Below are 13,364 nucleotides of genomic sequence, written 5' to 3'. Positions count from 1 at the left end.
GGCGGCATCATAACGCCGACGTTTAGGAGGTTGGGGGCTGTCCTTCATGACATTCGAAAGATAAGACCCTATTCTGTCCACATTTACCCGACCACCTCACCCTTACCATACGTAAAGGCCCTTGAAAGGATAAATCGTTTGCGAAACTGCTATAAGCTGGAGGAAATAAATAAAAGCATCTATGAAAAAATATTACCGTAGCACAGGAATCAATAATGATATTAATGTTTTTACATCTTTTATTTTAACTATTTTTTTAACATACAAATTAATAAACATATACTTCAGAAAATATTTTATCGCTTTGCTATAATGTTTTTCATTAGCCATTATACCAGTCAAAATATTATAATCCTCCATCAGTTTCAATGTGAAATTATAATGATAACGCAGCCCTAAGTATTTATCCACATTTTTATGCATACGTACGATACCTAACATAAAGGCATCGCCTTTCCCGGTGCGCGTCACTCCACTATTATTAATACGGTATACGCTCATTATCTCTGGTAAGCAAGCCACTCTTCCTTGGTTGGCAAGGATACTAATTACCGGAAGGTCGGTAGCAGTCCCTTCAAAAGCCCATTCCGGTAATTTAGGAAGTAATCCATTACGGTAAAGTAATGAGGCCGAAGCAATGTTCCAATCGCGGGTGATATCATCTAAAGTATATTCTCGCTTTAAATCCGCCGTCATTGGGTGGCTCGCTTTTCCAGAACCATCTTCATAGACTACTAGTGCGTTATGAAAGCATAAGCTATAATCTGGGTTGTTATCCATAAACTCGACCTGTCGAGCTAACTTATGCGGATCAGTCCAATAGTCATCTCCCTCTATTGTAGCCAAGTATTGTCCATGGCCAGCAGATAGGCAACGATCTAAGTTATGAGAAGCTCCTAGGTTTTTATCCCTAGACAATAAACGTATAATGTTTGGATAAGACGCTATGTACTCGTCAACAATAGCACTAGTACCATCAGTCGAGCAATCGTCTCCTACAATTAACTCTATCTCGAATGGTCCCTCTTGCATTAAAATCCCATCTATTGCCTGCCGGATGTACGAAACATGGTTGTATGTAATAAGCAAAACGCTTACCAGAGATGGTTTTCTAGTAGTATTCGAGTGAATTTTTGACAATACCTGCATGATTATTCAATTAAGGAAATAGCGCTTTACAAAAGCGCTAATACATGATTACTTATGTTAAAATCTAGTGTTTATTAGATAATACATGTATATGTATCCTTACAATAGCTTAAATCAATTATCGTATCTCTTTAGTAACTATGCAAACGCCAATTTTAGTTACATCACTTTAACACTGCCTAGTACAACCAGCTTTACAGATCCAAATCTTCTTTCACACGCTCATAATCGGCCCGAACCATACTTAGCAGAAACTGATTATGGTGCTTACCGCTTTTGAATACCGCGCTACGCATCAGCCCCTCTACCTTAAAACCTATTTTGATCATCATGCGCATTGCACCATCATGCTCTTCCAGCACCTCCCCTTTGCAACGCTCCATGCGCAGCTCCTCAAAGGCAAACTTGACGATTTTGAGACCCACTTGTGTGCCCCATCCCCGACCAGCCTTTTGACTATCTAATTTGACACCACTCCAGAAGCATGTCCCATTCTGATAGTTAATTTCTGAAATACTAGCGTACCCCACAATCTCATCCTCGCCCTTAGCGGTAATAGCAAAGTAGATGGCGTTCGGCGAGTCGCCCAGCATTAGGTCTTGCACCCATTTCGCATCACGTTCGTAAGATACAGGTCGCTTATTTCCCCCCAGTAGGCTTTCCATACTCTCTAATCGCCGCAGGTCGTTAACAAAGCGGGCATCCTCAAGACGAAAGGGACGAAAATCGATGGCAAATTCCATGAAAACATCAATTAAAGTGTGAATTTAGCAGCTGCAAAAGTGCTCCACTAATAGGACTTCCGATTTACACGGCGGAATTCGACGACCATAGCTCCTCCCAAATGAATGGTCGTTTTCATTTGGCCTTCTTATCCCAAATTGCTTTAGCGGCGGCTTTGGACCAGCAGCTTCCGTAAGCTACTCACCACGAACTTAACTTCATCAAACCCATAGCGATGGTCAAGCGGAAGTGGCAATAGTCTCCGCGTCAGTTGCCGCTCCCACCCAAAGCCGTCAGGCATGCGCGTTAGCACATCAGGCCACAGCGTGGGCACAAAAATATTTTGACGAAACAATGCCTGCCGGTCTATATGCTCACCACTCGGCAGCAGCAACGGATAACAAAATGGGACCGTATCGGCTGGCAAACTCTCTAAGTTGAGCATAATAGGCAATATATTCAGCTCGCTCAGACTCTCGTGGTAGCAGGCGTAGTTTGCCCGTCGCGCCGCCATTGCGGCCACGTAATCAACTTGCGAAAGCAATGAAGCTGAGAAAGCAGAAATTTGTAACGGCTCGTTTGTTAAAGTTTGTTCATATGCTATGAAGCCAGCATAAGCTTGCATTTGTTCCCCACGTAGCCGGTCAATCAAGTAGTCAGCGCTGTAGCTCATGTTCACCGGATAGCGGTCGGCGGTACCAAGTTGCTTGGCTGGGCCATAAAGATAGCCTCCATCCGGCACACCAAACGATTTACGTGCGGAATTGAATGCCCATCCATGCAAGCAATGTTGAGCAAAAAAGTCTTGGGTATTGTCTACCACCAAAGCATCGCCGTAGTGAGTTGCTAAACGATTAATAAAATTATTTTTTAGACCGAAAAAATTTATGTACAAAAATAATTCGTTTTTTGTCAAAACGGGCAATATTTCCGGTTCCAACTGGTTGTCGAGAGCGTAAAAGCGATAAGAAATACCCAACTGCTTAAACGGCTGTAGCATTGCGTCGCAAGTATAGTAAGGCACCCATACTAATTGTGCTTGAGTCTGTTGCAGTAAATGGCTGATGCATGCACGGGCATTTGTCAAAGCTAAAGCATCTGCATGGTAACCCGAACCGGGCTGTTGGAAAAGCTCTAATTCCAGAAATCCACCAATATATTGCTTCATGGATTTAGCGTCATGTTGTCCAGCATCAGTCGGACTTCCTCCGGATTATTAAACATAAGCACATCAAGGATGCAAAGGCCTGCTTCAAATACTGGCCGATGTTGATTGTAGGACTCAAGCTGCACCTCCAAAAATTGAAGATTCACATCAGCCGCGGCATACTTGTCCATTTGAAAAAACTCCCGCCCCCTTGGCGGATTGATGTATGTAGCAGCCCCTATAGCTTGCGTGATACGAAGAGCCCATTCATCGGGTGCCTCAATGGTACCTAACTCAAGATTCATATCTGAGAAAATAGCATGCTGAAACGGAATTCCTACATAGCAGCATATCTGGGCTAAGTAAAAAGTATTGAGACGGCTAATGCTCAACTCCGGGAAAGCAAAGCATTGTTCCAATAATTCCTTCACTTGCCCGTAATACGGCGCACGTTTCTTATAATGCTCGATCTGGCGCATAATCTGGCCTTTCCAAGCATCGCCTTCGGCAACTAAAATATCTTTAATAAGGGTTTCTCGCTTGGCAGCCTGTACGGGGACGGTTATATACTGCCAACCTTCACCCGGCTTCAGCATCCGATTGCGGTTAATCCAGCCCTTTCGGATGTACTGCACTGGGTCAAAGCTAACAAAGAAATCAGTATGCTTAATTAACGAAAAATACCCTAAATAGGGAAAGAAGTAAGGTTGCATAATGGATACCTTCTTCGGTCTTGAAGTTAAAGTACTGAATTCTGACTGCATGATTTGAATGATTAGTTCGGTACTGAAACTTGCTTATGCTGTACCCTAGGTGTATAGTCCCAGTGTAAGGTGGGTCGGGTCTTGGGTAAAGTTAACAGGGTTTTTCTGCCATTGGGCACACACAAATTCATGTGGCGTGACGCCGCGTAAGGTCTTGAGCCGTTTGGCGTGATTATAGGCCAGCAAAAAGGCTTGTAGGTGCTCGTTGAGCTCTTGCGTCGTCTGATAGTGGAAGCGCTGGACGGTGGCTTCTTTCAGCGTACGATTCATTCGTTCGACCTGGCCGTTGGTCCAGGGGTGAGCGGGCTTGGTCAGACGATGTTCGACGCCATATTCGCGGCAAACGCGGTCAAAACTGTGCCCACCTGGCAGTACTTGATGCGGCTGTGCCGTGAACTGCACACCATTTGCATTTTGTAAGGCAGCTTGTCGAGCACGCGCCGCAGAAATTCGGCCGCGACCACGCGCTTAGCGCGGGGATGAAGTTCGGCGAAGGCTACCTTGCTGGTGCGGTCAATGGCCACAAAAAGATACTGCTTGCCTTCCTCCGTGTGCACTTCGGCAAAATCGACGTGCAGGTAGCCGATGGGGTAGTCCTTGAATTTCTTCTTCGGCGGGCTTTGGCCCTCTTCATTCAAGGGCAGGCGGCTGATGTCGTGCCGCTGCAGACAGCGGTGCAGCGCCGAGCGCGAGAGGTGGGGAATAGTGGCCTGCAAGGCATACAGACAATCGTCGAGCGGCAACAACGTGTGCTTTCTAAACGCTACTATCATCGCCTCCTGCGCCAGCGTGAGTACGGTGGAGGCGGGCGTCGGCCCCATCGTGGCATCTGCTGTAGTCGTGCGTTTGCGCCACTTGGCAACCGTTTTGGGGTTGATGCCGTGGCGGGCGGCTAAGCTTTGTAAGCTTTCCTGACTACGTTGGATAGCGGCCCGTATTGCCGAAGTTGTGCGGGCGCTGCCGTGGAGTACTTGTCCCATAGGTGTGTGCGAAATTCCAGGCCGAAAAATACACCATCTCTCTCTGGGACTATACAACTAGGGGCTTACCTCGTGGGTGGCGAAATGCGTTTGTTAACCGTAGTACTGCAGGATCAGTATACCAATGCGCAGCCGGTAGGTCAAGTTGGTCATGCATTGGTTGGCCTTGGTGGCACATAGCTGCGTTCAGGCACAAGCAGACCACGCTCTGCCCCCTCTGACGCAGGGCCACCTGTAGCTAATGGTTGCCATAGCAGCGTTTATGGTGCTAAAAGACCTTGACCAAGACCGTTTTCCGAGCCTCAGACGTCCCAGTGCATTACGGCACTCACAGTTCATGATCCTGCTAAGGGTAATAGCAACTGGCTAGCACACCGGACACGAGAGAACTGGTATACCAGATGCTGGGCGTATTCGGTGGCTTTAAAGTACTATTGGATGGTGGTATCTGCGGGGATCAAGAAGATGGCAATGCATTTTTAAAATGTCAACTCATGCATCTGTTGTCGGGTCAGGGTCCGTAACAGGCGCGATTTGGCGGGCGTAGCCGGGATTAGTTATGCAACTGCGGCAGTACAGGAACTTGGTTGCATTACTTTTACCAGTATTAGATCAGTTTGATCAGGATATTGAGGGCGTGGCGACGGCTTTGACTCGCTTGAGGCGCAATACCTCGTCACAGAAGGTGGGGGTTTTATCTGACTCGCTTATCGATTTTTCCGACTGGGTTATTAGGCAGGGCAAAGAAGATATACCACCTAATTCTATATTATTTCATTACACCATCTTGAACATATATCACTAAATATAAATCAAATATTCATCAAATATGCTTGGTTTTAAAGGCAGAAAAACCCGAGAAACCGGATTACTGGTGCAGGGAAGATTGCTTAATGATTGTTATGCATTTCTACTTCTTAAAATGGCGTAACAAGTAGTTTCTTAGCAGAAATTTACCTAGCAATTGGAAAGTAGGTTCGTAGTGCTTGGCCAATAGTCCATTTTTATATTCCCGCAAAGCATTAATATTCATTTCCGTATTATGGTAGCATGTTAGAAACCACCTCTCCGCAACACATCGTAACATGGCGTCATCAGTAGTATAATGTCGCTGCTGGTTAAACACGTATATTTTCCACAGCCAGTCGTGAACTTCACCTAACGTAATGTCGCCGAGTTTGAGCGGAATGTAGGAGACGGTATTATGGATTACTAGCTCCCGTTCCGTAAATGGGATACCAAATAAATTTAACAGTCGTTTCCGAATCTGATTTGATTTGGCATTACGATGGGCATGAACTGCCACTTTCTGCGTCTGTGGCAGGGTTCGGTAATTTAGCAATACTGTCGGCTGGTTCTCTATCTTAGTCACCTGCGCCAGACGGGCAATAAATTCATAGTCCTCGCCGAAAGTGTCCTGAATTGTGTCATCATAACGCAGGTTGTGGTCTTGGAGTAGTGAGCGGCGAAAGAAGGCCGTAGGGTTAGCTATCGGCATATTGAACAACATAGAACTGCGTACTGCGTCGGCTGACAGCGGGTATTTGTATATAATATTCGATTCACCGAAACACTTTAAGAAGCTGCTGGTCAGACCGACGGTTGGATTTCGCTCTAAAAAATCAAACTGTGTCTGGAGTCGATGAGGCAGAGCAATATCGTCAGCATCCATCTTTGCGATATAGCGACCACGAGCATACTCTGAACCCAAGTTATCGGCAAAAGAGCGGCCCCTATTCTGCGCGTTAGCCAGCACCAATACCCGCGGATCAGACTCGTAGTTTCGAGCTATTGCTAAGCTGCCATCCTGCGAGCAGTCGTCTATCAGGATCAGTTCGAAGTCCCGAAATGTTTGCGCCAAGATGCTATCGATAGCTGGCTGTAGATACTCGCCTGCATTATAAATAGGCAGAATAACTGAAACCAGCGGTTTGGAAGAAGAAGGCATAAATTAGGAGTTGGCTACCAAATCGGATGCTACATGACTAGCTGCAGGCTCTATAAAGCTATCCTGCAATGTGCGCACCCGATGGAAAATACGTACAGCCTGCTCACGCTGTGAAACAGAGGATTTGAAGTTGTACAGTAGGCGCAACGTTTCAAAGTTGCTGGATAAATTATCTTGCTCGCGTCGCGTCAGAAAACGCAGTACATTACCGGGCTGCCGGGCAATCTGAGAAGCTAGCCATAACAGTCGCTTCATGTAAAGCTGTCGAAATCGTGACTCAGTCAGATTAGGATAGCGAAATACAAAGTAATATACGATACTGGTCAACTGTGAGCACGCGGTCCCTTGTCCGATCCGCATCAGATACTGCCAAGTCAAACGTTCCTTATACATATAGTGCTTCAGACGAAGCCGGTCGTCGTACCAAAGCTTATAGCCTGCCAATTGAAGAGCATCACCAAGCTCTACGTCTTCACCGCTCGTAATAGCTTCACCTCTCTTCGTTGATGTCGTAAATTGAAAACCGTGGGCTCTCAGCTTTTGCCAAGCTGATTTGCGGACAACTGATCCGGCTCCATATAGATAGCCATCATAGTCTGGTAGTGGGCCACTCTGACCACCGTTTTGTGGTCCTACTGCATACACAGCCTGAAATTCCTCGAACCACTCGGGCGGTGGTATTTCATATGCGCCACTAGCATGCGCACCCAGAATACCAATTTCGGGGTGAGCAATCATAGTATCGTATACCAAAGATATATAATTAGACGCTAACCAATTATCGTCGTCGACTATAATTACACACTCGAATGCGGCTTCATCAAAACCGCGGATTAACGCATTTTCTTTACCTGCCACAGGCTCGTCTAAAACCCGAAAGGGCATAGCCAATTTTTGCCCTAATTTGGCAGCAACATCCAGTGTGTCATCCTTGGAAGCGTTACTAATGATGACCACCTCCCACGCAATGTGTGCCGGTACTTGCTGGGCAGCTATATGACGCAATGTTTCAGGTAACCGAGAGGAACCGTTGTAGGTGCAAATAAGAACGGTAACTCCTGCCGAGGCAACTAGAGGAACAGACATAAAGGAGAAACTTGCTTATAGCGATTTCGAAAACAGAGAATTTGGCAGCTGTAGAACCACCTGTTTGCATGTAGTTACTGATTGGAATCGGACCAGCAACGCGAGTGGTAAAACGTGAAAGGGGCGACTTTACATCCAGAGCTACAACTCGCAAAACAACTATAGATCAGTTCAAAGAGATCCACGTTGGTCAAATTATTCGTTTGGTTAACCGTTTCAAGTGATGCCAGAAGCGCTGTGAATTTATAGTAACAGCTTTACCATAATAATATAATTGTTGGGCGCGATGGCCCTTTTCCCCAAATTTCACGCTTCGTTCAAAATATAAGTGTTCGAGGCGAATTTCAAAATAAGGCCTCACATCAAGCCCAAATACCCGACAGTATTGTTCGTTCTCCCAAATGAAACGTTCATTTTGAATTAGCGTGTTATTCATGGTGTGCATTACTCCCCCTGCATGTATGCGATATACAGCCATCTGATGCGGCAGGTACAAAGCGGCCCCATGACTGGTACTAAGTAATTGCAAAGTATAGTCACCGCTAAATATACCAGCAAACCACGGTGGCAGAGGCAATGGTAGGCTATCTGCTCTAAACAGCATGGAAGCGCTGGGCATAAACCACCCGAGCTGAGCTAAATCTACCTGCGTAAAGCGCTTTGGCAAAGTCCCCTTTTTAGATTCAGGCAGAATTTTGGAGAATTTTTCGCTGAAGCTAACAGTTACCTTTTGATCTGTCGTTTTGGAGGTATTTGAACTAGCTTCATGCAGAAGTTCAGCATCATGGAAACACATGGCACAATCCGGAGAGGCTCGCAATGCCTCTACCTGACGCTGTAGCTTAGTGGGATCAATCCAGTAGTCATCCCCTTCCAGAAAAGCAATAAATTCACCCTGACATGCTGCCCGAGTAGCCATTAGATTACGCATAATGCCCAAATTCTGAGCATGTGCCAGCACGCGCACCTGCCCTGGATATCTCTGTTCATACTGCTGAGCAATAGCGCGCGTATTATCAGGAGAGTGGTCTTCACCAATTATCATTTCAACTGCGAAATCAGTCTTTTGAGCTAAAACCGATTCTATCGCTTGTGCCAAATAATCTCCATGATTGTATGTAATGCAACAAACACTCACTGTTATGAGCCGTTCACGTGTATTCATAGTTTAAGGAGAAGAAATTTATCTCAACTTTAAGCACTTCTGCTAACAGATTTGAAAAAAAATTAAGTTAATGCTTGGCTAGTTAAGATCAGCACTTACTTAATGGAGTGATGAATAGGACGGGCAGGAATACCCGCTACAACAGATCCTGCAGGAACATTGCGTGTCACCACCGCCCCAGCTCCTATCACAACATGATCGCCAACTACAACATCGGGTAACACGGCAGCTAAAGCGCCGACTTGGCAGCCCATCCCTAGCTGGCAACGTCCTAATAAACGAACTCCTGGAGAAATTTCACAATAATCCCCTACTTGCGTATCATGATGTACAGTTGCACCAGCATTAATTAATACTCCATCGCCGATACGGGCACTCAACGCTACCATTGTATGATGCATAATATTCAGTCCCTCGCCCAACTTGGTAATAAGGGGATCTATTGCAGCCGTTGGTGCTATCACTGTTGTAAGTAGTCCACCCCAGTGTTTAAACTGCTTAGCTAGCCGTAGGCGCAACATTGGCCCACCTAGTCCGAGTACAAAGCGCGAATCAATGGTAGCCAAGTAAACCTGGGCTGCGGTAGCAGTACGAAGGAGTTTATACTTGCCTAAAACTAAGTCTGGCTGATTTTGTGTCACATCATCAAAGAATACTGCTTGTTCGCGCTCGAGGGGCGATAAGCACTGTAAAATTTCAATTGCGTGTCCTTTAGCACCAACTATCAGCATAAGATTAATTTGCGAAACATTTAAAAGTGAAACCAATGTCCTATTAGCTAACAGTACTTTATTACGCGACTACAATATTATTATCAAACTTGATATTGAATTTTACTCAACTTCAAAATTTATTTTAAAATAACAAATACTTTTTACAACTACAGGTAGTTGCTTTTCTGAACAGCTATTCTCTAAATTCGTTAGCTTTCTTTACACACTATATCTCAAGCATAATAAAGCATTATGCATTTTCTTCCTCATAAAATCTATTCGAAAAGCCACCAAGATTTGTTAGAGTTAGAACGTTATGCTTTATCTAGCATCCGCTTATTGAGCCATCTTAACCGTTTGCTAAAATTTGTTTGACTAATCAGTAGAGATGCTTCGACAAGCTGAACATGACGTTGGCTTGTCTTTCCGACTAGCTTCAATCTATATAAAGACAGCCTAACAATCCTACATACTTCGGAGAAACAAGCTTTAATCAATGTAAATCCAGCTTACAGATTAATCCAAATTGCTCCTTATTATGATGCCGATACGTTGGATATCTCTTAGATGTAACTCTTGGTAAAAAGGCAAACTAAGAACTCTCCGAGAAATATCTTCCGATACCGGGCAATCGGCTCCGGTATGGTACGGCAGCTTATTGAGAGATGGGAAGAAATATCGCCTCGTATTGATGTCTTGCGCAGCCAAAGCATCTTTTACTTGGTGCATTTGCTTTTCGGTTTCAAATACAACTGGGAAATACGCATAGTTATACTCCAGGCTTGCTTCCTGAGATTCAGGAAATTGCAACGGCAGCCCTGCTAGTTCCTGTCGGTACAAAACGACGAGCTTATGGCGAGCAGCTATGAAGCCCGGCACTCGCGGCAGATTGCAAAGCCCCATTGCCGCGTGGAACTCCGAATTTTTGCCATTGATGCCGAGAGTGAAATATTCATCGCCGACATGGCCGAATGACTTGTAGAGCCAGACCTTACGGGCCAACTCTTTATCATTCATAATGATTGCCCCGCCTTCGGTCGTATGAAACAGTTTAGTAGCATGAAAGCTACAGGTACTAATATCGCCATAGCTGAGCAGGGAACGGCCGTGCACCCGTACTCCAAAGGCGTGAGCCCCATCATAAATAACTTTCAGGTTATGCCGCTTTGCAATCTCCTCGATGGCTAACACATCGCAAGGGTAGCCGTAAACATGAGTCGCTAGAATACCAGTAGTACGAGGGGTGATGGCGGCTTCAATCTTGGTAGCGTCAATGCAGAATGTCTGCTCCTCAATATCGACGAACACCGGTTCGCAGCCTTCCCATAGAATTGCCGTAGTAGTGGCAACGTACGAAAAAGGCGTAGTAATAATTTCGCCAGTCATCTCCAGCGCCTTAATTGCTACCTGCAGAGCAATAGTACCATTGGACATGAACTGCACTTGGGAACCATCCAGCTCCGCGCTCAGATCGGCTTCGAGTTGTTGAACCAGCGGTCCATTATTGGTCAGCCAACCTCGTTCCCAGATTCCCTCCAGATAGCCCACATATTGTTCCAATGGGGGTAAATATGCTTTGGTGACGTTGATGCTCATGTTCAAGCTATGTTAGAAGGAGTAGGGCAAAAATAGGTCGAGGCAAAAACATTGGTCAGATAACAGTCTGTACCAAGTCTTGGTATTGGTGCTGGGCAATCAGACGGCCCTGGCTCAGCTCGTAAATCCGGTCGCACTCCCGCAGAGTGGTGATACGATGGGCGATGATGAGAATGGTAATATCCGTCTGGGCCAGCTTGTTAATGGCTTCATTGACTTCCCGCTCGGTTTCGTTATCCAAGGCACTGGTAGCCTCGTCAAGCATAAGGATTTTGGTACGCTTATACAACGCCCGAGCGATGCCAATGCGCTGACGTTGCCCCCCCGACAGCTTGGACCCACGCTCACCGATTAACGTATCGCTACCCAAAGGTAGGCTATTGACAAATTCCTGCAGCGAAGCCTGCTCAATAGAATAGCTCAGGCGTTCCTCATCTACTTCCGGATCACCCAGCGTAATATTGTCTTTGATAGAAGACTGCATCAGAAAGGTATCTTGTTTCACATAACCGATAATACTATGCCAGGCTTTGAGATGCTGCGCAGTTAAGGGCTGGCCGTCGACCAGAATGCGGCCCTGCTGCTCAGTGTAGAAGCGTAGCAACAGGTTCATAAGCGTAGTTTTACCCGATCCTGAACTACCAATAAACCCTATTTTCTCACCCTTGCGGATCGTGAGGTTAATATCCTGTAACACGAGTCGATCCTCTCTAGGAAAGGCGAAGGAAATGTTTTCCATGATGAGGGACTCCTTAAAGATAAGTGGGAGTTGCTGTATCGGAACCTGCTCGTCAAACTCCTGCTCCCGGAAACTTTCCAGATTTGCGATGGCATACCGGGTCTGCTTCATCTGCACCATAGAGGTGAGAATGCGATTCACGGAAGGCATCAGTCGATAGGCAGCAGCCGCAAACAGGCCCACTAAGGCGACGATACTGGTTGAGCTTTCAGCCAGAAATAAGGAATAGAGGAAAATAGTCACTACGCCAAGCACAGCCACCATTTCAATAACCCTCAATGGTACCAGCGAATACATATAGGACTCCGCGTCGAGCCGCCGGATTTCCCGTTGGCTCTCCAGTAGCAGGTTCCTAAACCGATGCTGTTTGTCCGCCAGCTTCAACTCTGCAAACCCGGTAAACAGGTCGGTAATTGTGGCAATGGATATCGGATTCAACTCGTCTATGCGTTTTCCAATGTATTGGGAGCGGTTGCGTAACACTTTATAGGTGAAGAACGCAGTAGGGGCTAATACGAAAACCAGTACAACCAAGAGTAGCGGTTCGTACAACATAATCCCGACCACAATAACGGCCACCATGGATACTTCCGAGAAAAATACCAGCAAGGGCCGAATGGTCATATTCACATAGGTGCTAGGCACCTGTAGCGAACTGTTAATTAGCTTAGCCGAACCATAATCATTGAAATGCCAGTAGGGAAAACGCAGGTATTTATCCAGCTGACTACTGATTACCTTCATGCCAATTTCGGCGGTGAACTTTGCCTGAACACTATTTATCCAAATAGAAAAAGCGTTTTTTGCCAAAAAAAAGAAGAAGACCCCTACTATAACGAAAAGCAAAAAGCTCTTATCCGACTGAAAACTCAGCTCCTGGTAAATCCAATCAAAGTACTTGTTTTTATGAATTCCTCCCGGCTCGCCAGCAACTACCATAATGGGCACCAGGGAGGCCAGACCCAAAACGTCCAAGAAGGACGAAAGCAGCAGCAACAGGAACATAATTACTACTTTGCGCTTCTGCGCACTGTCCAGATAGTAGCCAATGCTATTGATGCTATAACCGATTATCCCTTTACTCATACTGAAAGTGCTCTCTTATAACGGCTCTGTACCATACAGTAGCGCAGGCAGGCGAGTCTTGCTGCCTAGTTAGAGGGCGCAAAGATAACTCTTTCCAATCTGAGTAAAGCCGACAAGCCGAGTATGGCAGCAGAAAGGTCCTTTCAAGGCCTTCACGAAGCAAAGTAGTTAACCCAAGTTGCGGCCTATGCGCCGAGTTGGGCGAGGGTGTGGGTGAAGACGAAAAGCAGGAGCTTGAGGGCAAATCCTTCCGCCGTGACGGCGTGCA

General features: G+C 46.0%; 10 protein-coding genes and 1 pseudogene. All 11 read right to left on the bottom strand.

What is annotated here, in order from left to right:
• Positions 1-192 precede the first annotated feature (192 nt).
• The 11 genes and pseudogenes from CDA63_RS19060 to CDA63_RS19005 all read right to left on the bottom strand — a co-directional run bounded on the left by CDA63_RS19060 (position 193) and on the right by CDA63_RS19005 (position 13,015).
• Positions 193-1,149 (bottom strand): glycosyltransferase family 2 protein, encoded by a 957-nt coding sequence (locus CDA63_RS19060; protein ID WP_088466049.1) that lies wholly within the window; start codon positions 1,147-1,149, stop codon positions 193-195.
• A gap of 194 nt (positions 1,150-1,343) precedes the next feature.
• Positions 1,344-1,892, bottom strand: coding sequence for a GNAT family N-acetyltransferase (locus CDA63_RS19055; RefSeq protein WP_088466048.1), 549 nt, complete (start codon positions 1,890-1,892; stop codon positions 1,344-1,346).
• Between the two features lie 143 nt (positions 1,893-2,035).
• The gene (locus CDA63_RS19050; RefSeq protein ID WP_126546966.1) at positions 2,036-3,040 is read right to left on the bottom strand and encodes an aspartate aminotransferase family protein; all 1,005 of its coding nucleotides are present in this window, start codon (positions 3,038-3,040) and stop codon (positions 2,036-2,038) included.
• Complete coding sequence (locus CDA63_RS19045) at positions 3,037-3,783, bottom strand: WbqC family protein (RefSeq protein ID WP_199797563.1); 747 nt, start codon at positions 3,781-3,783, stop codon at positions 3,037-3,039. Before CDA63_RS19045 ends, CDA63_RS19050 begins: the two co-directional genes overlap by 4 nt.
• A 45-nt stretch (positions 3,784-3,828) precedes the next feature.
• Positions 3,829-4,763 (bottom strand): annotated as a pseudogene (locus tag CDA63_RS19040) (IS481 family transposase).
• Positions 4,764-5,673: 910 nt separating this feature from the next.
• On the bottom strand, positions 5,674-6,711 hold the full coding sequence (locus tag CDA63_RS19030) for a glycosyltransferase family 2 protein (protein WP_088466044.1): 1,038 nt from the start codon (positions 6,709-6,711) through the stop codon (positions 5,674-5,676).
• A 3-nt stretch (positions 6,712-6,714) separates the two neighbouring features.
• Positions 6,715-7,797, bottom strand: a complete 1,083-nt coding sequence (locus tag CDA63_RS19025) for a glycosyltransferase (protein WP_088466043.1) — start codon at positions 7,795-7,797, stop codon at positions 6,715-6,717.
• A gap of 190 nt (positions 7,798-7,987) precedes the next feature.
• The gene (locus CDA63_RS19020) at positions 7,988-8,962 is read right to left on the bottom strand and encodes a glycosyltransferase family 2 protein (RefSeq protein ID WP_088466042.1); all 975 of its coding nucleotides are present in this window, start codon (positions 8,960-8,962) and stop codon (positions 7,988-7,990) included.
• Between the two features lie 95 nt (positions 8,963-9,057).
• Positions 9,058-9,729: a NeuD/PglB/VioB family sugar acetyltransferase gene (locus CDA63_RS19015; RefSeq protein WP_126546965.1), complete on the bottom strand. Its 672-nt coding sequence runs from the start codon at positions 9,727-9,729 to the stop codon at positions 9,058-9,060.
• A 462-nt stretch (positions 9,730-10,191) separates the two neighbouring features.
• Positions 10,192-11,271 (bottom strand): DegT/DnrJ/EryC1/StrS family aminotransferase, encoded by a 1,080-nt coding sequence (locus CDA63_RS19010; RefSeq protein ID WP_088466040.1) that lies wholly within the window; start codon positions 11,269-11,271, stop codon positions 10,192-10,194.
• Between the two features lie 55 nt (positions 11,272-11,326).
• Entirely contained in the window at positions 11,327-13,015 is a 1,689-nt protein-coding gene (locus tag CDA63_RS19005) for an ABC transporter ATP-binding protein (protein ID WP_165768399.1), read from the bottom strand.
• Positions 13,016-13,364 lie beyond the last annotated feature (349 nt).

Source organism: Hymenobacter amundsenii (genome assembly GCF_002204745.1).
GTDB lineage: Bacteria > Bacteroidota > Bacteroidia > Cytophagales > Hymenobacteraceae > Hymenobacter > Hymenobacter amundsenii.
The sequence above is the reverse complement of the archived record's forward strand: the minus strand, read 5'-3'. Positions and strand labels throughout refer to the sequence as shown.